This window comes from Bacillus sp. z60-11 (genome assembly GCF_046464135.1).
Lineage (GTDB): Bacteria > Bacillota > Bacilli > Bacillales > Bacillaceae > Bacillus > Bacillus sonorensis_A.
In genome coordinates this window covers 314,635-334,614 of record NZ_JBIYSN010000003.1, presented here as the reverse complement: position 1 = coordinate 334,614, position 19,980 = coordinate 314,635, and the positions used below count along the sequence as shown (strand labels likewise).

The following is a 19,980-nucleotide window of genomic DNA, read 5'->3' as shown; positions in this document are numbered from 1 at the left end:
CCTCACCTTGAGGATCATGCAGGATCTTTTTTTTCTCTCACCTTCCCGGCGATCCAAAACGGCAAATAGAGAAGATAGAAGAAGACAATCGTGACCGCTTCAGCTGATAAAAGATACCATGGCCATGGCCCGAGCACATCTAACAGCGATGCTCCGCCGCCGGGCTTCTTCATCATGTACATATAGTTCGAGTTCAGCAAACGGTTGATCAAAAAAATGAGAGCGCCATAAACATTGACAAGAAGAAACGTGACCCAGAGAGAGCGGACCGTCGGCTTATACTTTTCGGCTGCTATCATCAGGAGGCAGGCGAGAACGACGATTCCGTGGGAAATAAAAAATTCAAAAAAGCGGAAATGGGGAAATCCGTACCTTCCTAAGTCAGGCGTCAGTATGGCCTGCAAAGCGCTGCCCAAACCGGCAAAATAAAGAAATTTAAACAAATTGAGGTTTTTCGTTATTAACAGAATGATGATGAGATAAACTGAAAGATCGCTTAAATGAAGCGGCAAACAATAGCGAGGCGTCCATGATCTCACAAAAATGAACCAGGAGTGGTAACTGATTTCTGAAATCACGAGAACCGTCACAAAGCCATAGCGAATCAACCGGTTGATTTCGGGCTTTTGCAGCGTCTTCCGAAATACGAACAGACAAACGCCAAGCGCCGCAATCACCAGTAAAGTCAGAATATGTGAAGTTGAAAAAAGCTCAAAAGACCCGAGCCGATAATCTTTTTGAAAATATGCCGCCATCCTCAAACACCTGTTTCATCAAAATATTTTAATGGTTAGTTTGCGACATGCCTCGATTATTATTCACCAAAAACTTAAAAAAGGTGGCCGAAAATCCGGCCACCCTTACAAGAACGTTATATTGAAAGATCACGGTTTTCAACAGCATCCCCTTTGATTTCGATGCGCTCGACTTTTCCAACCAGAAAGATGTAGGACAGGGCGCCGCAAAAGGCAAGAATGCCGATAAAGACAAGCGCGGGCGCAAAGCTGCCGCCATCAGCCAGGAAACCGATCACAATCGGAACGATAACCGACGCGAGGCTGCCGACAAAATTAAATACTCCGCCCGTCAGCCCGATCAGATGCTTGGGCGCCAGAGACGACACCAGCACCCAAGTGATCGAGGCCAGTCCATTCCCAAAAAAGGCAAGCGTCATAAATAAAATGACCAAGGATGTTTGATTGACATAATTGGCGCCGATGATCGAAACGGACAGAAACAACCCCGTGATGATCGGTGTTTTACGGGCAACTCCGGCGGACACACCTCTTTTGATCAGGAAATCGGACAGAAAACCGGACAACAGAACTCCTATAAATGCCGCCAAAAAAGGAAGCGATGCAAGAAAACCGGATTGCAGGAAGCCAAGCCCCCTGTATTTCACAAGGTATGTCGGAAACCATGTCAGGAAAAACCACAGCGTCGAGTTAACGGCGAACTGGCCGATATAAATCCCCCACAGCTTCCGCCGGCTTGTCACTTGTTTGAAATGCTCCCAGGTCAACGCCGTTTTTTCCTCCTTGGCAGACTGACTCCGACGGACAAGCCCGCCGCCTTTTTCAATGTGGTCCAGTTCAGCCTTGTTTACCTTAGGGTGCCGCTCTGGATCTCGATAAAAGATGTACCATACCACACCCCAAATGATACCGACCGCCCCCGTGACAATAAACAAGCCGCGCCAGCCGACGACATGCTGAATCGCACTGAGCGCCGGCGTCAAAAACGCAAGACCGGCAAATTGCCCCGATGTATAAAAAGCAATCGCGGAAGCTCTTTCCTGATCGGGAAACCATGAAGTGACCACCCGGTTATTCGTTGGAAACGCGGGCGCCTCAAACGCACCTGTCGCGAGTCGCAGGCCGAATAACGAACCAAACCCCCGGACAAAGCCCTGCAGCAATGTCGCAAGCGACCAAGTGATCAAACTAAGGCTGTAAACAAGCCGCGGGCCAAAACGGTCGACAAGCCCGCCGCCCGGAATTTGCAGCGCACAATATGCCCAGCCGAATGCCGAAAAGATCAATCCCAGCTGAACCGCGGACAAATTCAAATCATCACCGATCGCAGAGGCTGCCACAGAGATATTGCTTCGATCCATATAATTGATCACAACACAAACGAAAATAAACAATAATACCTGCACACGAACCTTTGTCGGCTTCTCTTTCATATTTGCTGCTTTCATGATTGGCCCCTCTCCTTCTCAATCATTTGTTTCACGAACATATGAAAACGGTATCATTTTTTACCATTCTGCCACGCTTCCGTCTCTGTGCCGCCAGACGGGGTTGCGCCAGCTGTGTCCGATTTCAGCCATTTTTCTGACGTGTCTCTCATTGATTTCAACGCCAAGGCCGGGGCCGTCTGGAATCCGGACATAGCCGTCTTTATAGAAAAACACCTCTTGATCGACAATATAATCGAGCAAATCCGTGCCTTTGTTGTAATGAATCCCTAAGCTCTGTTCCTGAATAAACGCATTGTGGCATGTTGCATCAACCTGGAGGCATGCCGCCAGGGCGATCGGGCCCAGCGGACAATGAGGGGCAGCCGCGACATCAAATGCTTCCGCCATCGACAGGATTTTTTTACATTCGGTAATTCCGCCGGCGTGTGACAAATCAGGCTGAATGATATCCACAAAACCGTCAGTCAGAAGGTTTTTAAACTGCCACTTTGAAAACATCCGTTCACCGGTTGCAATCGGAATCGAGACGAGGTTTGCGATATCGCGGAGCGCTTCGTTGTTTTCCGGCAAGACGGGCTCTTCGATAAACATCGGCCGAAAAGACTCAAGCTCCTTTGCCAGCATTTTCGCCATCGGCTTATGCACCCTGCCGTGAAAATCGATGCCGATGCCGATATAAGGTCCGACCGCCTCTCTGACAGCCGCGATCCTTTCGATCACCTGATCGATTTTTTCATGCGAATCGATGTATTGCAGCTCCTCTGTGCCATTCATTTTGACGGCTGTAAAACCTTTGTCGACCACCTGTTTTGCGGCGAGGCCGACGTCTTGAGGGCGGTCTCCGCCAATCCATGAATAGACTTTGATCGATTCCCTGCTCTTCCCTCCGAGCAGCTGGTGCACGGGCGCATTGTAAAACTTGCCCTTGATATCCCAAAGCGCCTGATCGATGCCTGCAATCGCGCTCATCAAAATCGGTCCGCCTCGATAAAACCCGCCTCTGTACATCACATTCCAGTGGTCTTCAATGTTCATCGGGTCTTTGCCGATTAAATATTCCATTAATTCGCCTACGGCTGCTTTTACCGTCGCAGCTTTGCCCTCAATCACAGGCTCTCCCCAGCCGCTGATGCCTTCATCCGTTTCAATTTTCAAAAACAGCCAGCGCGGCGGTATTTGAAAACATTCGAACCCTGTTATTTTCATGTCTGTTCATCCCCTTTTTGCCGTTTTACGGCCTCAACAAAGCGCTTCGCTTTTTTGGCCAGTTTTTCTAAAAACACGTCATTGACCTCTTCATTCGCAGGAACAAGCGACCCGCCGATTCCCGCTCCGATTGCCCCGGCATCCAAATAATCGCCGATATTGTCCAACCCGACTCCTCCTGTCGGCAGCAGCGGAACCTGTGGAAGCGGCCCGTGAATATCCTTGATATAACCCGGCCCCAGCGTTCCCGGAAACACTTTAATGATGTCTCCGCCGTTTTCATAAGCCGCCAAAATTTCCGTCGGGGTAAAAGCGCCCGGAATGCTCACCGCTCCATACCGTTTGGTCATCTTGATCGTCTCTTCATCGACAACGGGTGACAGGATAAACCGGGCTCCAGCCAAAAGCGCCGCCCTTGCCGATTCAGGATCAAGAACGGTTCCCGCACCGACGAGCATGTCATCTCCAAAGCGTTCTGAAACAGTTTCAATTGCTTTGATCGCTTGAGGGGAATTCAATGTCATCTCCACAAGCCTGATCCCGCCCGCTTTTAAGGCTCCGGCGATGCCTACGGCCTCCTCCGGATTGTAGCCGCGGATGATCGCAATGATTTTTTCGTCTTCGATTTGTGATAATACACGCATATCTCCCACCCTTTCGTTACCACGTTTTATCGGCTGACATCGTCTTCTTCAGACCGCTTCATAAAGGCAAACAGTGCGTCACGGTCAGGCAGGCCTTCGATATCACCGTTCACCGCCACTACCATGGCGCCTATCGCACAGCCCCGCCGGACTGCGTCACAAAGCGGAAGCTCTTCAATCAACCCGGACAACACACCGGCTGCAAAACCGTCTCCCGCCCCCACCGGATCTACGGCCTTTTGAATGTCGAAGCCTGCCGCATACCCGCTTTCTTTGCTTCTTGAGTAATAGGCGCCCTTTGCGCCAAGCTTGATGACCGCCGTTTCAGCTCCAAGCCTGTGAATGGCTTCGGCCATTTTTTGCTCATCATCGGTTCCGAATAAAAAGCGGCCCTCGCCCAAGCCCGGAAGAACGATATCAGACTGTTTGATCAGATCAAGCATGGTCTGCCTCGCCCTCTCTCCGTCCCAAAGCTTTTGTCGCAAGTTCGGATCAAACACAACGGTTTTATTGTGCTTTTTGGCCAGTTCCACGGCGTAAAAAACAGCTTCTGAAGCGCTTTCACTTAAAGCCGGAGTAATGCCCGTGATGTATAAAAAACCGGCTTTCTCAATGTATGTCTCATCGATATCGCTCTTTTGCAAAAAGCTTGCTGCTGAAGCGTTCCGGTAATAAAAGACATTGACTTTAGCCGCGCTTTTTCTCTCCTTAAAAAACAACCCTGTCGGCGCTTCTTCATCAAACATCACTTGACTGACATCGACTCCTTCTCCCCTGACCGAAGAGAGAATCATCGCTCCGAACTCGTCTTTTCCGAGCCTTGTTATCCAGCCGGTGTCCATTCCAAGCTTTGCTAGTCCGATCAGTGTGTTTGTTTCTGCACCTGCCATCCTTGTCGTATAATTTCTCGCATATCTGAGAGGGCCGTCTTCATTGGGTGTAAACAGCACCATTGTCTCTCCTATGCTTATCACATCCATCAGAATCATCCCCCTTTGTGCACGGGCTTCTTTCCGCCAATGCTTTCTGTAATTTTCGCGGCGGTATAGAGCAGCTGCTCGGCAATGACAGTCTTTCTTTCGAGCATGCGATCCTTTGGTCCCGCTGTGCTGATCGCTGCCTTCATTTCTCCCTCAGGCCCGTATACCGGCGCCGCCAGGCAAAACAAGCCTTCTTCATTCTCTTCATCATCAACGGCATACCCTTGTTTGAAAAACCGCTGCAGCTGATGTTCCAACGAAGTTCTGTTGGTGATGGTATTCCTTGTAAAACGGATGAACTCGATGCGGTCAAGAAGCCGATTCTTCTGTTCTTCCGGCATAAAAGCCAAAAATGCCTTGCCGAGCCCGGTGCAATAAAGCGGTTTCCGCGACCCTGGCTGTGCAGTTGTTCTGATCGACCTGTTATTGTCGATTTTGGCGATGTAGACAAGCTGATCATCGGACAAAACGGCCATAAATACCGTTTCCTGCACCCCATCCATCAGCTGCTTTAAAAAAGGAACACCCTGGGACGAAATATCGATCGACTCCATGGCAGCGGTTCCAATTTGAATCAGCTTCGCCCCAAGCCTGTACCGCTTTACATCATCCTGCTGAAGATACCCTTCATCCAAAAGAGTCGTGGCCAAGTGAAAGGTACTGCTTTGCGGCATCGATAATTCTCTGCTGATTTCCTTTACCGTCAGCCCTTCCGGATGAACTGACAGCAATTCAAATATACGCACCACACGTACGGCGGATTTTACGGACATGACAACCTCCATCATTCACATATGTGATTCAAAATCAGGATTCTGATTAATCGGACGTATTCTAAACAGAAAGAGGGTCCTGAGTCAACCTTGTTTTTCTCAATCTTGAAACTACCAGTCTATCGCCTCATTTATCCTGCGGTGGCAGGATTTGCTTTCCCCGGTGCGAATATCTTCTCAAGAAGGCAAACAAAAACATTGGGGAGGGCTTGATGATGAAGAAAAAACTGATGATTTTCGGAGCTGCTGCAGCTATTTTGCTTGGCGGAATTTCCGTTCCGGCAGCCGGCGATATAGGAAAGGCGGTTCAAGCGGCACCGAAAGCCGTTAGTGCGAAAGATAAGGACCAGATCGCCAAGAAGTTTAATGAAAACCGCGCTTACCAAACCATCCATCATTTAAGCGAAACAATCGGGCCCCGTGTGACAGGCACCGACCAAGAAAAAAAGAGCGCTCAATATATCGCGAAACAGATGAAAAAATCAGGCCTGAAAGTAAGCAAACAAACATTCAGCATTCCGGATAGATTAGAAGGAACCCTTACCGTCAATGGAAATAAGGTCGCAGCGCGGCCGGCAGCCGGTTCCGCACCGACAGCGTCCGAGGGTTTGACCGCTCCCCTCTATGAGGCGGGACTCGGTCTTCCGGGTGACTTCACGGCGGATGTCAAAGGGAAAATTGCCGTTATTTTAAGGGGAGAATTGACTTTTTATGAGAAAGCAAAAAACGCCGCTGATGCAGGTGCGGCCGGGGTTATTATTTATAACAACATCGACAGCCTCGTTCCGCTGACGCCAAACCTGAGCGGAAATCAAATCGACATTCCGGTTGTCGGTATCAAAAAGGAAGACGGTGAGAAGCTCCTCACAGAACGCGAAGCGACACTTCAGCTGAAGGCTTTTACAAATCAAACCTCGCAAAACGTCATCGGCGTCCGCAAACCAAAAGGAGTGAAAAACCCGGAGATCGTCTATGTGACTTCACATTACGACAGTGTGCCTGATGCGCCTGGAGCCAATGATAATGCGTCGGGAACATCAGCCGTGCTGGAGCTCGCACGGCTGATGAAACATGTGCCTGCTGATAAGGAAATCCGCTTTATTACATTTGGAGCCGAAGAAATCGGGCTTGTCGGATCGCGCTATTATGTCGGGCACCTGTCAAAGCGGGAAATCGAACGGAGCGCCGCCAACTTCAACCTCGACATGGTCGCAACAAACTGGGAAAACGCCTCACAGCTTTATATCAACACGCCTGACGGTTCGGCCAATCTCGTCTGGCAATCAAGCCGCGCCGCTCAGGCGAAGCTTGGAAAAGATGTTTTATATTTAAACCAAGGCGGCTCATCCGACCATGTCCCATTCCATGAAGCGGGCATCGACTCGGCCAATTATATTTGGCGAGAGCCGGGAACTGGCGCATTGGAGCCCTGGTACCACACACCTTTCGACACGATTGAACACATCAGCAAGGACAGACTGAAAACAGCCGGGCAAATCGCCGGAACGGCCATTTATGACCTGGTCAAAAAAGAAAAGTAGTTCTTTGATCTATGGATGGAGCAGATCGGATTGATCTGTTCCATTTTTTATTTCCGCCACCCGAGGATAGCGGCACCAGCCAGACAGGCTTGTCCTGGTTACGCATAGAAGATGAGAGGCTTTTCCACAGACACTAGGGTGTCTGGGTCCTTGAGCCTTATTTTGTAAAGTTCCCTTTACGTAAAGCTCATTTTACGTTACGCTAGAATAGCGGGTGAATGTAACGGTTCTCTAATAGCTAATTTGAAGCTACAGCAGCCGAAATATAGATGTTTATGGAGGAAATCATGAGTTCACGGTTAGGTTATTTCATATTGAGTTTTTTGATGTTGATTTTAAGTCTCTATCAGTTTTTTAGTAGTGTGGTTTATGGAAGACTCGGTTTCGAAACGGCTTTTATGCCTTTTTCTTTATTTATCATGTTTTTCACATTAGGTTATTTATATCCTCAATTTAAGAAAAATGATGAGCGCCATAAATTAATCAAACAAAAAGCCATGTTTTATCATTATTTTATTTTGATGGGATATCTGTTTATTTTTTTTATCTTACTAGCAAATAACTTGATAAACTTGAGTGCGCAGACCATGATTGCAATCCTTGGTGCGCTTATTATTGCAACAGTCAGCATTTTATTTATGATATTCTCAAAAATTTATTAGAAGATGATGGATATGTTTCCTGATCTTTATCATCGTGATGATAATAGTTGTGACCAAAAAGCGCAAGCATTGATTTTCTATAAGAACGTCTGGTTGGTCAAGCGATACGTTCGAGATGATAAATAGATGCAAGTCAACACCGTTTTCCCGATCAATCAGCAAAAAAATGGAGCGCAAGATGCGGCTCCATTTTTTCAACCCTTGACCAGCTTGATAAACCGGAAGCTCAAGATCAGGCTCCCGATGGCGACGATGATCATGATCATCCCTAACTCCTGAAAATGGCCGGACGTTATTTCTTGACCGAACAGCAATCCGAGAACAACCGATGATAAGATCGATCCCAAGTAGCGGCACGTTTGAAACAGCCCGGATGTCGTACCGGCCAGATCTTCCGGGCTTGTCCTGATCATGGCGGCCTGCAATGCTACATTGCCGAGGCCGTAGCTGATTCCCAATAAAGAAAGCATCAAGCCTTTCCAAACCATCGGCGCCTCCACGAAAAAGAGCGTCATCAGAACCGCGCCGATGACCATCAAACAAGTCCCCATCAATACAGGCTGTGTCTCCCCGGAGCGGTCGATCCATCTTCCCGCAAGCGGAGACACGATGATGCTCATTCCTGACATAAACAGCATCAGCAGTCCGCTTGTGCGAACGGAAAGCCCCATCTCATCCTGAAAATAACTCGGAAGCCCGAAGAACAGACAGTAATTAAAAATGTTCAACATAATAAACTGGACATACACCGATGACAGTGTCCTGTGGGATATAAACAGCCGCATATCAATAAACGGATGATCCGTCCGCAGCTCCCACCATACGAAGATGAACAGCAGAACAAATCCGCCAATCCCTGCGGCATAATGGGGGGCGGTGCTTAAAGAAAGCAAAAAAGACAACAACAGGACGATTCCGCCGGCAAATAAAAGGATTCCCGTCAAATCAAGCTGTTTGATGACGGTCCTGGCATTTAAACCCGGTTTTTTCTCATCCTTTGGAAACATGTACATCCCAAACACAAAGCTGAACAGGATAAAGGGGAAATTGACGGTGAAAATCGCCGGCCACCCGCCCCAGACGATTAAAAACCCTCCCACTGTCGGGCCCAAAGCCGTCATCGCGGAAGCAAAGATGGAAAGAACAGCGAGCGCGGAGGCCTGGCGATCATGGATATGGCTCCGGATCAGCCCCACTCCGGACGGATAAATCGCACTGCTGCCAATCGATTGAAATAAACGCATCACAAGTAAAACTAAAAATGCCGGAGCCAGCGGCGCGCCGATGGCTGAGATCGCCACAAGAATCAGCCCGGACAAAAACATCTTTTTCCGGCCGATTAAATCCCCCAGCTTCCCCGTCACAGGCTGAGCAACCGCACTCGCCAAATAAAACGATGAAATCAGCCATGACACGGTTGAAAACGACAGCTGGAATTCTTTTTGAATGCTGTGCAGCGCAAGTGAGATCATGGAAGAGTTCAGCGGATTCAGCATGGTTCCGGATGCAACGGTTGTTAAAAACAAGGCCCTGCTTTTTTTAGATATTTTCATCAGAACTGTGATCTAAACGCTTCCGTCGTCCGAAGCTCTTCCTCGCCGAAAGTTGTCATCACATCTGAAATCAAAGTCCGCTGATATCCATGCTGGCAGGCTTCCCTTGCCGTGCTTTCAACACCGATATTTGTCGCGACAACGCGGCGCCGAAGCTCGAGATCCAAATCCGCACCGAAAGAAGTGTGCCATTGATGCTTCGTCACAGTAAAATGGCACACACTGAATTCAGCGCGATTGGACGCCTGTTTCACAACGCCATCTCCTCCAGGAATTTCGGGCACAAAGGCGGTTTTATTGTAATCAATATGCAGTCCGCTCATATGACGACGACCTCCTCATGGCTATTATCTTTTTCTTGATCTCCTTTTTCGATACGCATTGGTTAGAAAATGTCCTGTATGTCATTCGTATCGGATACCACGCGCGAGCCATCCTTGTTCGGCAGGATTGTCATTGTGGAACAGGCGCGGGGAAATGTCAAAGCAGAATGAATTTGAGGGCCGCTGGTATTTAAAATAAGCCGGACGGAGCCCGCCCCGTTCCGGCTGTATTACTGATCCACTTTTGATCTAATATTAAACATTTTTTCATCCAAATAATGAGCAATGTCCGCGGCTTCCTTCAGTTCATCCGTCAGCTGGTTCGGGACATCGTTATTTAACTTGTAGTAGATTTTATGCTCAAGACTCGCCCAGAAATCCATGGCAATCGTACGGATTTGAATTTCCACCTTGGCATGTTCCACGCGATTGGTCAAATACACCGGAACTTCAACAATCAAGTGGAGACTCCGGTAACCGTTCGGCTTCGGATTCTTGATATAGTCCTTCACTTTCAAAATTTTGATGTCTTCATGCTCCTTCAGCACTTCGACCATGTTGTATATGTCAGACAAAAATGAACAAATGATTCTCAGGCCTGCGATATCGTGAATATGCTCCTTAGCCGCGCTTGTCGTAATATCGCATCCCTTTCTCACCAGCTTGTTGATTAAGCTTTCAAAGCTTTTCACCCTTGATTTCGTATGTTCAATCGGATTATGGCCGTGAATCAAATTGTATTCCTGGCTGATAATCGAAAATTTTGTATCCATTTGGTCCAAAGCGAATTTATAAACCAGAAGCTCGTTTTTCCAGTCTTCCATCAGACTTCTTAAGTCTTCGATTTGATCTGCGGGCATACTTGTCATTTTATCTATTGCAATATCCATTATGATTTCTCCTTATACCAGGATTTCGTTCTCTTCAGAAAAATAGACGGGCACATCTTACGTAAGGTTTCGAATGAGGATGAACGATCAAAAAGCGGCGATCATATCAATTTACAATTTTTAAAAATTATTCTTCTTTTAAAAGTCATAAATTGTTCAGCATTTACTAGAAATTGCTTGATCTTGACCTATTCAAACGTTTATAAATGAATTTTTTTCCACAAGAGATTGATATTCCGCGGAAAATGTTTATAATAGGCTGATGGGCTTCCCGGCCTTTTTGGCGCGGTGTCCCTCCAAAAACTTTTCCACAAATGAAACTTTTATACAACATATTCGTCTTATACTGTTGTTAAGGCAATTCTCAATACGGAAAGGAACAGAACAATGTTAAATAAGCTTAAAGTGTTGTATGAAAAAACAACGACGAAGTGGCTGCTCAACACTTCCTATTACTTTCTCATTCTGCTGCTGTTGTTTTTGATTTATGGATTCCATACAGCAAATACAGGTTCATATATTTATAATGACTTTTAATGGAGAAAAAAACAATGAAACTGATAGAAACGATTCAAAAATACGCACAAACACAACCCGATACACTTGCTTTTGTGAATGAAGAGGAAAAGCTGACTTACGGAGAGCTGTGGTCGCAATCTGAGCGCCTTGCCCTTCAGCTGCAAAAAGAAGCGCTGACAGATGCTTCTCCGATCATCGTTTACGGTCATATGAAGCCGATTATGGCGGTTTCCTTCCTCGCTTGTGTGAAAGCCGGACATCCGTATATCCCGGTTGATGTTTCCATTCCGAGAGAACGGATTTTGAAAATCATCAGCAGCTCAAAGGCCGAGCTTTTGCTCAACAACTCAGGCGCTGATGTCGATACAGGAGATGCTGCGATCACTGTGATCGAACCGGGCGCTCTTGACCCGGGGGATGAATCTAAGACAAATTCCGCCGATTGGGTAAAGGACGGGGAGACATTTTATATTATCTACACGTCCGGAAGTACGGGAAATCCAAAAGGCGTGCAAATTTCCGCCGATAATCTCCAGAGCTTTACAGACTGGATCACAAACGATTTTCCGGTTGAAAACGGTCAAGTGTTTTTAAATCAGGCGCCGTTCTCCTTTGACTTGTCGGTCATGGACCTTTATCCATGCCTGAAGACCGGAAGCACTCTTTGGACCGTCACGAAAGATATGATTAACCGTCCGAAGCTTTTATTTGAAGCGCTGGAACAATCGAATGTCAATGTCTGGACTTCAACACCTTCGTTTGCCCAGATGTGTTTAATGGATCCGTCGTTTTCAGAGGATCTGCTGCCGGGTCTCTCCGTGTTTATGTTTTGCGGAGAAACGCTTCCCGCTTCTGTGGCAAGGCAATTGAAAAAAAGATTTCCAAAAGCGCGCGTGTTCAACACATATGGTCCGACAGAGGCAACCGTCGCCGTGACCTCGATTGAAGTGACAGACGATGTGTTAGACCGGTATTCCTCCCTCCCCGTCGGTTCGGCAAAGCCGGACACTGAGATCGTCATCATCAATGAAGACGGAGAAGCCGTTCAAGAAGGAGAAAAAGGAGAAATCATCATTACCGGGGCAAGCGTCAGCAAAGGCTATCTCGGCGAAAAGGCGCTGACGGAAAAAGTGTTTTTCTCCTACAACGGAACTCCGGCTTATCGCACAGGGGATGCGGGTTACATCGAAAACGGCCAGCTGTTTTTCCTCGGAAGGCTTGATTTTCAAATCAAACTGCACGGCTATCGCATCGAGCTTGAGGAAATTGAATATCAAATCAATCAGTCCCGTTATGTACAGTCGGCTGTTGTGATTCCATTCTACAGAGAAGAGAAAATCGAGTATCTGATCGCCATGATCGTGCCTAAAGAACACGATTTTGAAAAGGAATACCAGCTGACGAGCGCCATTAAGAAAGACCTTGGCAGCAAGCTGCCGGCCTATATGATTCCGAGAAAATTCATGTATCAAAATGAGATTCCGATGACAGCAAACGGTAAGATCGACCGAAAACGATTAAAAGAAGAGGTAACCGTATGACGCCGTATGGTTCATTTCTCTTCTTCATCATATTAGGTATACTGCTGGCACCAACGATCATCCTCGGCTTAAACGGAAAAAGTTTCCGTTTTTACAATATGGCCGTTTCCGTTGTCGTGCTGGCGCTCATTTTTTCCAACAGCCTGCACGGGCTCATCACCCTGTGCCTGTTTACGCTTTGGCAGACGGTGCTGATCAAAGCCTATATTTTTTACCGTCAAAAAGCCAACAGCGGCGTCGTCTTTTGTTTGGCGGTGGCAGCGTCGATTCTGCCTTTGGCGCTGTCAAAGCTGCTGCCGTTCTTTGCCGTTGACAACTGGGCAAGCTTTCTTGGAATCTCATATCTGACGTTTAAAGGGGTTCAGCTCATCATTGAAACCCGGGACGGCTTAATTAAAAAGCAGGTTCCCCTCGGCAGGCTGCTGTACTTTATTCTCTTTTTTCCGACCATTTCATCCGGTCCGATTGACAGGTACCGCCGTTTTGAAAAAGACGAGCAGACCGTCTGGACGAAAGAGCAATATGAAGAGCTGCTGTATAAGGGAATCAACAAAATTTTTCTCGGCTTTTTATACAAATTTATTATCGGCTATTGCATTAACACGTATATCATTTTAAAACTGCCGTTTATCACACACGGCAGCATTTCCCATGGGCTTGCATACATGTATGCCTACAGCCTGTACTTGTTCTTCGATTTCGCCGGCTACACGGCTTTTGCCGTCGGCGTCAGCTATATCATGGGGATCAAGTCTCCGGAAAACTTTAATATGCCGTTTATCAGCCGCAATATTAAAGACTTCTGGAACCGCTGGCACATGTCGCTTTCATTTTGGTTCAGAGACTACGTGTTCATGCGCTTTGTCTTTTGGATGACAAAGAAGAAATGGATCAAAAACCGCATGGCGGTTTCAAATATCGGCTATGTGCTGCTGTTTCTTCTGATGGGTGTCTGGCACGGCCTCGCACCTCAGTACATTATATACGGAATCTATCACGCACTGCTCATGGTCGGCTTCAATTTCTTTGAGAAATGGAATAAGAAGCATAAATGGTGGCCGAACAATAAGTGGACGACAGCCGTCTCCATTGTGGTGACCTTCCACTTCGTCTGCTTTGGATTTTTGATTTTCTCAGGAAAACTATTTCACTAAAAGGAGTTTTTAAATATGGATTTCAATCAGGAAGTACTTTCAGTTTTAGCAGAGGTATGTCAGGACGATATCGTCATGGAAAATCCGGATATCGATATTTTTGAAGAAGGAATCCTTGATTCGTTTGGTACTGTAGAACTGCTGTTGGCGTTCGAGAACCGCTTTAACATCACTGTTCCGATTACCGAGTTTGACCGCGACGCATGGAACACGCCAAATCAAATTATAAAGCAGCTGAATGAGTTGAGATAATGAAAAAGCGTTTTTTATTCGGGCCAATCATTTTGGCATTTTTACTTTTTTTCACGATGATCATGGTTCCAGCTTCATGGCTGACTGCGTTCGTTCCTAAAGACCGGGTCGCAACTTCGGCCACGGAATTGAATCCGATGATGTTTCAGGGGACATATCTTCAGGATAAAATGCTTGAAGACCCGGAATACCTGCCGATCTACGGATCATCGGAGCTGTCCCGGCTGGATCCATTTCATCCGTCCAATTATTTCAAAGTGAACGACCAGGGGTTCACGCCTTATCTCGTCGGTAAAGGCGGATCTCAATCCCTGATTCACACCATCAATTTTGCGGCCCATGCGAAAAATCTTAAGGGAAAGAAATTGGTATTCATCATTTCCCCGCAATGGTTTCAGAAAAAAGGGTCTGATGAATCCCATTTTGCCCCGAACTTCTCGGCCTTGCAGGCATACGATCTCTATTTCAACCAAGACATCGACCAAGGGCTGAAAAAGAAAATCATGAAGCGGATGCTGAAATTTAATGCGGTCAAAAACGACGCCCTCCTTTCAGCTCTTTTCCGAGCTGAGCTCAATCAGGACAGCGGGACACTGGCTCTGCTTACACCGGCTGCAAAAGGCTACAAAAGCATTCTGGAAAAAAAGGATATCTATTATTCCATGGTTGAAGGAGAAGGACCAAAACGCACCATTTCAGAAAGCGTCAAAAACAAGTCATGGGATGAATTAATGCATATGGCTGAAAAGCTTGGCAAAAAAGAATCCCGTAACAATAAGTTTAAGATTACAAATGGCGTCTATAAAAAAATGAAGCCGAAGCTGGCCAAGCTGAAAGGCCACAATAAAAAAATGAACTATGCAAAATCGGTGGAATTCGGCGATTTTCAAATGATGCTGGATGTCCTGAAGGAATCCGGCGCAGATCCTCTGTTCATCTCCGTTCCGGTGCACGGCCAATTTTACGACTACACCGGATTTCCTAAAAAAGGACGGACGGACTATTATGCGAAAATCAAAAAACAAATCGAAGCAGAAGGCTTTCAAGTCGCTGATTTAACGAACCATGAATACGATCCTTATTTTCTGAAGGATACCCTTCACCTCGGCTGGAAAGGCTGGGTTTATGTAGATAAAGAAATCGAAGCGTTTTATCATAAGAAATCGTAAGAAGGATTCCCCCAAGCGGGAATCCTTTTTTGTTTTGCAAACTGCGAAAAAATATTTTTTAAAGTTTCCAAAAATTCTATTTTACAAATTTCTCTGAAATCTATTGCGATTATCAATAGAAGGTTTAAAATAGAAGATAAATATTTTTTGGAAAAAGACTAGAAACGGCAGGGAGAATGAATATGACAAAACAAACGATCAGCGTACAGCTCAGCACAGCAAAGAAACAAAAGCCCGCAGACGATCAGCTCGAATTCGGCCGCACGTTCACCGACCATATGTTTATCATGGATTATTCGGTTGAAAGCGGCTGGCATGATCCGAGAATCGTGCCTTACCAGCCGGTCGAAATGGATCCGGCCGCCATGGTTTACCACTACGGCCAATCTGTTTTTGAGGGGTTAAAGGCTTATTTATCAAATGAAGGAAAAGTTCTTTTATTCAGGCCGGAGAAAAACGTTGAGCGTCTGAATCAATCGAACGACCGCCTTTGCATTCCGCGGGTCGATCCGGATACGGTACTCGAAGGGCTGAAAAAGCTGCTTCAGATTGATAAGGAATGGATTCCGAAAGCGGAGGGAACGTCCCTTTACATTCGTCCGTTCATCATTTCAACTGAGCCATACCTCGGGGTCGCCCCGTCCAAGACCTATAAGATGATGATCATCTTATCGCCGGTCGGCTCTTATTATAAAGAAGGCATTCATCCCGTGAAAATCGCTGTCGAAAACGAATTTGTCCGGGCTGTTGCGGGCGGTACGGGAAACGCCAAAACGGCAGGAAACTACGCCGCAAGCCTGAAGGCTCAGGAAGTCGCCGAAAGCAAAGGATTTTCACAAGTATTATGGCTTGACGGTGTCGAAAAGAAATACATTGAAGAAGTGGGAAGCATGAACATCTTTTTCAAAATCAACGGTGAAATCGTCACGCCTGCTCTAAACGGCAGCATCCTGGAAGGCATTACGAGAAATTCTGTGCTTCACCTTTTAAAAGAGTGGGGGCTTTCCGTGACTGAAAAGAGAATTTCGGTTGACGAACTGATCGAGGCCCACAAAGACGGTCTGCTTGAAGAAGCCTTCGGCACCGGAACGGCGGCTGTCATCTCCCCGGTCGGCGAGCTGATCTGGAAAGACGAAAGCCTTGTGATTAACAACGGCAAAACCGGAGAGATCGCCAAAAAGCTCTACGAGACGATCACAGGCATTCAAAAAGGCGCACTGCAAGACACGTTCGGCTGGACGGTTGAAGTCGATTCAGTCCATCAGTCCTGTTAAAACGGTTTTTCAGCCCCTTTTAAAGAAGGGGCTGAAATCCTTGCCTGATGATTTCCGCATATCCTCCAGTCCATCAATCCTCTTCTTCATCACCCTTTCCTTCAGCCAACTAAATATATACCATTTTATTTCTTTTGTGCTAAAATTATCTATAAAAAAGATCTCATCCCCATGTTCAGCACGTAAATATAGAAAGGACTTGAATAATGGAAAAGACCACTGAACCCGTGTCCGTCTGGAAAAAGAACTTTACATTCCTTTTCTTCTCCAGGCTGATCAAAATTTCGGGCGACTGCTTCGCCTTCAATTCCATTTTATGGTTTTTGATTTTTGATGGAAAAGGGGCTATCGGCACCTCTCTGCTGATTGCCGTCACTTTTCTTCCCGAGGCCTTTTTAGCGCCGGTGACAGGACCTTTGGTGAAGAGAAGCGCTCTGAAATTCTGGATGTATTTCTCGGATTTGACGAGGGCTGCCGTCGTCGTGACTGTGCCTATATGTTACTTTAACGGTTTTTCACCGATGTGGTTTGTTTTAGGACTCATGATTATCCATTCAGCAACAGGCGCCACATACAATCCGGCTTCCATTACGCTGATTCCGCAAATCGTAAACGAAAACCTGATTCAAAAAGCGAATGCGATCCTTCAATCCTCATCTGAAATCGTAAGGCTCGGCGCTGTGACGCTGTGCGGAGTGCTTCTGACATTTATCGGCCCCGCAACGACGCTGTTCATGGCATTTGCCTTTTATATCATATCGGGCATCTTTGTTCTTTGCATTAAGTATAAAATCGTACAGAAAGCATCGAATTCCGCGGATAGTGGTCAACGAGGTACATATGTTGCAAGATTAAAAAGAGGGTTTGTACTTGTGAGAAACCATAAAATTTTGTTTCCGCTGGCCATTTACTGCATATTCATGAACCTGGCCGCATCTCCATGGGAGGCGCTGTCGGCTGTCTATGTTGCCGAAGATTTAAACGGCACGCCGTTCATCCATTCTCTATTGAAGGCGACGACGGCCGGAGGGGCGTTTTTATTGGGCTTTATCCTCGCAAAAGTCAAAATCAACAAATATGGTCTGCTTTTTATAGCGGCCGGCATTTTTGAAGGTGCAGCCTATTTGATGACGGGATTAAATACATTTTTGCCGCTCGTATTCCTCGCCGCTTTTGCATTTGGGGCAGCCATCAGCTCGATCAATGTTCCGGAATTCACGATCATTCAAACATCTGTCGAAGGGGATGATCAACCGCAGGTGTTTGCCATTATACATACGATCACAAACCTTTCGCTCCCTTTGGGTGCAATCGCCTGCGGCTATGCCGCACACGCACTCAGCGCGGGACACGTTATTGCAATCGGCGGTTTTATAGAGGTCCTCGCCGGTATCGGCATCCTGCTGTTTACCCAGCTTGGCAAAGCGCAGCGATCAGATCTGAAAAAAGAAAAAGAGGCGACCGCCAACATGTAAGACTCCAGTTCTGCACCGCTGTGCGCTGAAAGCCGGGCTCGTTCCGCGGAATGCCATGTTACCGAGGTCCGGCCTTCCTCCTCTAGACTTCGTTCTGGTATCTTCACGGCTGAAGGCTCCGGCGGGAATAGCCGGAGCCTTGATGATCGTTTCACGCTTCTACTGATCTAAAAAACTGTGGAAGATGAGCCCGGTGCGCTTCGAGCATTTCATCCAGGAGTTGTTTCGCGACTTTGTCAGATGGTACAAGCGGGTTGATCGCCATCGCCACCAGCGCCGTATTGTGGTCGCCTGTTACCGCCGCTTCGGCCGCGACACGTTCAAATGATTTAATTTGCTGGACGAGGCCTCTGACGGTGACAGGCAAATCTCCAACCGCGATCGGTTTCGGCCCGTTTTTCGTTATGACACAGTTGACTTCCACCGCGGAATCATCCGGAATGCTTGCAATCGCCCCATTGTTCATCGTATTGACCGGCTGGATATCATGCTTGTCATTGTGGATCGAACTGATCAGATTGCAGGCCGCATCACTGTAGTATGCGCCTCCCCGTTTTTCAAGCTGCGGCGGCTTGATAGCCAAATCCGGATCTTTGTATAGTTCGAACAATTCTTTTTCGACTTGCTGCACGACTTCTGCACGGGTTCCTTCCGTTTGAGAAGCCTCAAGCTCGTGTTCAAGCATTTCTTTTGTTTTATAATAGTAGCGGTGGTATCCGCACGGAATCAGGCCGAGTCCGCGGATAAAGTCAGGCTCCCACGACTCTCCGGAAATGTTTTTCATGGTCATCGCATTTGCCGGATCAGCCATCGCTTCGATCACTTTGTCTTTGACACTGATCCCGTCAAGGAAGACATCAAGGCCAAACACCATATGATTCAAACCGGCAAATTGAATGTCGACGCGGCTTTCATCGACCTCAAGCGCTTTGGCAACCCCCATTTTCATACCGATCGGCACATTGCAAAGGCCGACGACTTTTTTCAGATTTGAATAGCGGAGAAGCGCTTCCGTCACCATGCCCGCCGGGTTGGTAAAATTGACAAGCCATGCATCAGGGCACAGTTCTTCTATATCCTTTGCGATTTCCAGTATGACCGGAATGGTGCGAAGCCCTTTAAAAAGACCGCCCGGACCATTTGTCTCCTGGCCGATGACACCGTACTTTAACGGAATTCTTTCATCTTTCGCCCTCGCTTCAAGCAAGCCGACGCGGAATTGAGTGGTGACGAAGTCAGCGTCTTTCAAGGCTGCCCTCCGGTCAAGCGTCAGATGGATCTCTATCGGAACACCGGCCTTTTCCACCATGCGCTTTGCCAGTGTGCCGACGATATTCAGCTTTTCTTGCCCTTCCGGTATGTCGACGAGCCACAGCTCGCTCACCGGCAGTTCAGCGTGTCTTTTGATCAGTCCTTCCACAAGCTCCGGTGTATAGCTTGATCCCCCGCCAATTGTTACGATTTTCAAGCCTTTCTTCATCAATTGACACCTCCGTGAAGATTGATTTTTTCATACAGCTCGACGATTTCCGATGCCAAATCTTTCATGGTCATCGCATTCATTAAATGATCTTGGGCATGAATCATTAATAATGACAGCTCTGTTTTTGTTCCCTTCGCTTCATTTTGAATCAGCGCAGTCTGAAAGTGATGTGCTTGAATCAATTCCTCGTCAGCTGCACGAATCTTTTCTTTCGCTTTCGAAAAATCGCCTTTCTTCGCCTCAGCAATGGCTTCCATAGAGCAGCTTCGGCCGTTTCCGCCATGAAGGATAATTTGAAAAATTGTTTGCTCCAATTCCGCGGACATCTAAGTCAC

General features: G+C 47.1%; 19 protein-coding genes and 1 pseudogene. 9 read left to right on the top strand and 11 right to left on the bottom strand.

What is annotated here, in order from left to right:
* Nucleotides 1–14: 14 nt before the first annotated feature.
* The 6 genes from ACINLD_RS11505 to ACINLD_RS11480 all read right to left on the bottom strand — a co-directional run bounded on the left by ACINLD_RS11505 (nucleotide 15) and on the right by ACINLD_RS11480 (nucleotide 5,809).
* Nucleotides 15–755 carry a TIGR02206 family membrane protein gene (locus ACINLD_RS11505; protein WP_026589203.1) on the bottom strand — a complete coding sequence of 247 codons (741 nt, stop codon included), beginning with the start codon at nucleotides 753–755 and terminating at the stop codon, nucleotides 15–17.
* Nucleotides 756–871: 116 nt separating this feature from the next.
* Nucleotides 872–2,203, bottom strand: a complete 1,332-nt coding sequence (locus ACINLD_RS11500; RefSeq protein ID WP_026589204.1) for an MFS transporter — start codon at nucleotides 2,201–2,203, stop codon at nucleotides 872–874.
* Nucleotides 2,204–2,263: 60 nt separating this feature from the next.
* Nucleotides 2,264–3,412, bottom strand: coding sequence for a galactonate dehydratase (gene dgoD, locus ACINLD_RS11495; RefSeq protein WP_026589205.1), 1,149 nt, complete (start codon nucleotides 3,410–3,412; stop codon nucleotides 2,264–2,266).
* Complete coding sequence (locus ACINLD_RS11490) at nucleotides 3,409–4,056, bottom strand: bifunctional 4-hydroxy-2-oxoglutarate aldolase/2-dehydro-3-deoxy-phosphogluconate aldolase (RefSeq protein ID WP_026589206.1); 648 nt, start codon at nucleotides 4,054–4,056, stop codon at nucleotides 3,409–3,411. The genes dgoD and ACINLD_RS11490 overlap by 4 nt, the downstream gene beginning before the upstream one ends.
* Nucleotides 4,057–4,082: 26 nt before the next feature.
* Nucleotides 4,083–5,036, bottom strand: coding sequence for a sugar kinase (locus tag ACINLD_RS11485; protein ID WP_026589207.1), 954 nt, complete (start codon nucleotides 5,034–5,036; stop codon nucleotides 4,083–4,085).
* A 5-nt stretch (nucleotides 5,037–5,041) separates the two neighbouring features.
* A complete protein-coding gene (locus ACINLD_RS11480) occupies nucleotides 5,042–5,809 on the bottom strand; it encodes an IclR family transcriptional regulator (protein WP_026589208.1) in 768 nt (255 codons plus the stop codon).
* A gap of 215 nt (nucleotides 5,810–6,024) precedes the next feature.
* Between ACINLD_RS11480 and ACINLD_RS11475 the strand changes: the two genes are divergently transcribed.
* A complete protein-coding gene (locus tag ACINLD_RS11475; protein ID WP_409444380.1) occupies nucleotides 6,025–7,350 on the top strand; it encodes a M28 family peptidase in 1,326 nt (441 codons plus the stop codon).
* Between the two features lie 287 nt (nucleotides 7,351–7,637).
* A complete protein-coding gene (locus ACINLD_RS11470) occupies nucleotides 7,638–8,012 on the top strand; it encodes a permease (protein ID WP_256860276.1) in 375 nt (124 codons plus the stop codon).
* Nucleotides 8,013–8,206: 194 nt separating this feature from the next.
* Here the strand turns inward: ACINLD_RS11470 and ACINLD_RS11465 are convergent, their stop codons facing one another.
* From ACINLD_RS11465 to ACINLD_RS11455, 3 genes and pseudogenes are all read right to left on the bottom strand, one after another.
* Nucleotides 8,207–9,565, bottom strand: a complete 1,359-nt coding sequence (locus ACINLD_RS11465) for an MFS transporter (RefSeq protein ID WP_026589211.1) — start codon at nucleotides 9,563–9,565, stop codon at nucleotides 8,207–8,209.
* A pseudogene (locus ACINLD_RS11460) lies at nucleotides 9,565–9,852 on the bottom strand (isochorismatase family protein); the annotation flags it as partial. The pseudogene ACINLD_RS11460 and the gene ACINLD_RS11465, both read right to left, overlap by 1 nt.
* Nucleotides 9,853–10,118: 266 nt before the next feature.
* Entirely contained in the window at nucleotides 10,119–10,748 is a 630-nt protein-coding gene (locus ACINLD_RS11455; protein WP_179115692.1) for a GTP pyrophosphokinase family protein, read from the bottom strand.
* A 417-nt stretch (nucleotides 10,749–11,165) separates the two neighbouring features.
* Between ACINLD_RS11455 and ACINLD_RS11450 the strand changes: the two genes are divergently transcribed.
* The 7 genes from ACINLD_RS11450 to ACINLD_RS11420 all read left to right on the top strand — a co-directional run bounded on the left by ACINLD_RS11450 (nucleotide 11,166) and on the right by ACINLD_RS11420 (nucleotide 18,162).
* Nucleotides 11,166–11,315 (top strand): teichoic acid D-Ala incorporation-associated protein DltX, encoded by a 150-nt coding sequence (locus ACINLD_RS11450; RefSeq protein WP_026589214.1) that lies wholly within the window; start codon nucleotides 11,166–11,168, stop codon nucleotides 11,313–11,315.
* Between the two features lie 14 nt (nucleotides 11,316–11,329).
* The gene (dltA, locus tag ACINLD_RS11445; protein ID WP_077735998.1) at nucleotides 11,330–12,838 is read left to right on the top strand and encodes a D-alanine--poly(phosphoribitol) ligase subunit DltA; all 1,509 of its coding nucleotides are present in this window, start codon (nucleotides 11,330–11,332) and stop codon (nucleotides 12,836–12,838) included.
* The gene (gene dltB, locus ACINLD_RS11440) at nucleotides 12,835–13,992 is read left to right on the top strand and encodes a D-alanyl-lipoteichoic acid biosynthesis protein DltB (protein WP_026589216.1); all 1,158 of its coding nucleotides are present in this window, start codon (nucleotides 12,835–12,837) and stop codon (nucleotides 13,990–13,992) included. The genes dltA and dltB overlap by 4 nt, the downstream gene beginning before the upstream one ends.
* A 15-nt stretch (nucleotides 13,993–14,007) precedes the next feature.
* Nucleotides 14,008–14,244 carry a D-alanine--poly(phosphoribitol) ligase subunit 2 gene (dltC, locus tag ACINLD_RS11435; RefSeq protein WP_026589217.1) on the top strand — a complete coding sequence of 79 codons (237 nt, stop codon included), beginning with the start codon at nucleotides 14,008–14,010 and terminating at the stop codon, nucleotides 14,242–14,244.
* Nucleotides 14,244–15,413 (top strand): D-alanyl-lipoteichoic acid biosynthesis protein DltD, encoded by a 1,170-nt coding sequence (gene dltD, locus ACINLD_RS11430; protein ID WP_026589218.1) that lies wholly within the window; start codon nucleotides 14,244–14,246, stop codon nucleotides 15,411–15,413. The genes dltC and dltD overlap by 1 nt, the downstream gene beginning before the upstream one ends.
* 182 nt (nucleotides 15,414–15,595) lie before the next feature.
* Nucleotides 15,596–16,687, top strand: coding sequence for a branched-chain amino acid aminotransferase (locus ACINLD_RS11425; RefSeq protein ID WP_026589219.1), 1,092 nt, complete (start codon nucleotides 15,596–15,598; stop codon nucleotides 16,685–16,687).
* A 206-nt stretch (nucleotides 16,688–16,893) separates the two neighbouring features.
* A complete protein-coding gene (locus tag ACINLD_RS11420) occupies nucleotides 16,894–18,162 on the top strand; it encodes an MFS transporter (RefSeq protein WP_026589220.1) in 1,269 nt (422 codons plus the stop codon).
* A gap of 151 nt (nucleotides 18,163–18,313) precedes the next feature.
* Here the strand turns inward: ACINLD_RS11420 and ACINLD_RS11415 are convergent, their stop codons facing one another.
* A complete protein-coding gene (locus tag ACINLD_RS11415; protein WP_077735997.1) occupies nucleotides 18,314–19,642 on the bottom strand; it encodes a 6-phospho-beta-glucosidase in 1,329 nt (442 codons plus the stop codon).
* A complete protein-coding gene (locus ACINLD_RS11410) occupies nucleotides 19,642–19,971 on the bottom strand; it encodes a PTS lactose/cellobiose transporter subunit IIA (RefSeq protein ID WP_026589222.1) in 330 nt (109 codons plus the stop codon). The genes ACINLD_RS11415 and ACINLD_RS11410 overlap by 1 nt, the downstream gene beginning before the upstream one ends.
* Nucleotides 19,972–19,980 lie beyond the last annotated feature (9 nt).

What these genes read in the sequence shown, in the direction of transcription:
- dltA (WP_077735998.1), top strand. Translation starts at nt 11,330, where the DNA reads ATGAAACTGATAGAAACGATTCAAAAATACGCACAAACACAACCCGAT.
- ACINLD_RS11455 (WP_179115692.1), bottom strand. Translation starts at nt 10,748, where the DNA reads ATGCCCGCAGATCAAATCGAAGACTTAAGAAGTCTGATGGAAGACTGG.
- ACINLD_RS11450 (WP_026589214.1), top strand. Translation starts at nt 11,166, where the DNA reads ATGTTAAATAAGCTTAAAGTGTTGTATGAAAAAACAACGACGAAGTGG.
- dltC (WP_026589217.1), top strand. Translation starts at nt 14,008, where the DNA reads ATGGATTTCAATCAGGAAGTACTTTCAGTTTTAGCAGAGGTATGTCAG.
- ACINLD_RS11505 (WP_026589203.1), bottom strand. Translation starts at nt 755, where the DNA reads ATGGCGGCATATTTTCAAAAAGATTATCGGCTCGGGTCTTTTGAGCTT.
- ACINLD_RS11420 (WP_026589220.1), top strand. Translation starts at nt 16,894, where the DNA reads ATGGAAAAGACCACTGAACCCGTGTCCGTCTGGAAAAAGAACTTTACA.
- ACINLD_RS11480 (WP_026589208.1), bottom strand. Translation starts at nt 5,809, where the DNA reads ATGTCCGTAAAATCCGCCGTACGTGTGGTGCGTATATTTGAATTGCTG.
- ACINLD_RS11410 (WP_026589222.1), bottom strand. Translation starts at nt 19,971, where the DNA reads ATGTCCGCGGAATTGGAGCAAACAATTTTTCAAATTATCCTTCATGGC.
- ACINLD_RS11490 (WP_026589206.1), bottom strand. Translation starts at nt 4,056, where the DNA reads ATGCGTGTATTATCACAAATCGAAGACGAAAAAATCATTGCGATCATC.
- dgoD (WP_026589205.1), bottom strand. Translation starts at nt 3,412, where the DNA reads ATGAAAATAACAGGGTTCGAATGTTTTCAAATACCGCCGCGCTGGCTG.
- ACINLD_RS11485 (WP_026589207.1), bottom strand. Translation starts at nt 5,036, where the DNA reads ATGGATGTGATAAGCATAGGAGAGACAATGGTGCTGTTTACACCCAAT.
- ACINLD_RS11465 (WP_026589211.1), bottom strand. Translation starts at nt 9,565, where the DNA reads ATGAAAATATCTAAAAAAAGCAGGGCCTTGTTTTTAACAACCGTTGCA.
- ACINLD_RS11425 (WP_026589219.1), top strand. Translation starts at nt 15,596, where the DNA reads ATGACAAAACAAACGATCAGCGTACAGCTCAGCACAGCAAAGAAACAA.
- ACINLD_RS11470 (WP_256860276.1), top strand. Translation starts at nt 7,638, where the DNA reads ATGAGTTCACGGTTAGGTTATTTCATATTGAGTTTTTTGATGTTGATT.
- dltB (WP_026589216.1), top strand. Translation starts at nt 12,835, where the DNA reads ATGACGCCGTATGGTTCATTTCTCTTCTTCATCATATTAGGTATACTG.
- ACINLD_RS11475 (WP_409444380.1), top strand. Translation starts at nt 6,025, where the DNA reads ATGAAGAAAAAACTGATGATTTTCGGAGCTGCTGCAGCTATTTTGCTT.
- ACINLD_RS11415 (WP_077735997.1), bottom strand. Translation starts at nt 19,642, where the DNA reads ATGAAGAAAGGCTTGAAAATCGTAACAATTGGCGGGGGATCAAGCTAT.
- ACINLD_RS11500 (WP_026589204.1), bottom strand. Translation starts at nt 2,203, where the DNA reads ATGAAAGCAGCAAATATGAAAGAGAAGCCGACAAAGGTTCGTGTGCAG.
- dltD (WP_026589218.1), top strand. Translation starts at nt 14,244, where the DNA reads ATGAAAAAGCGTTTTTTATTCGGGCCAATCATTTTGGCATTTTTACTT.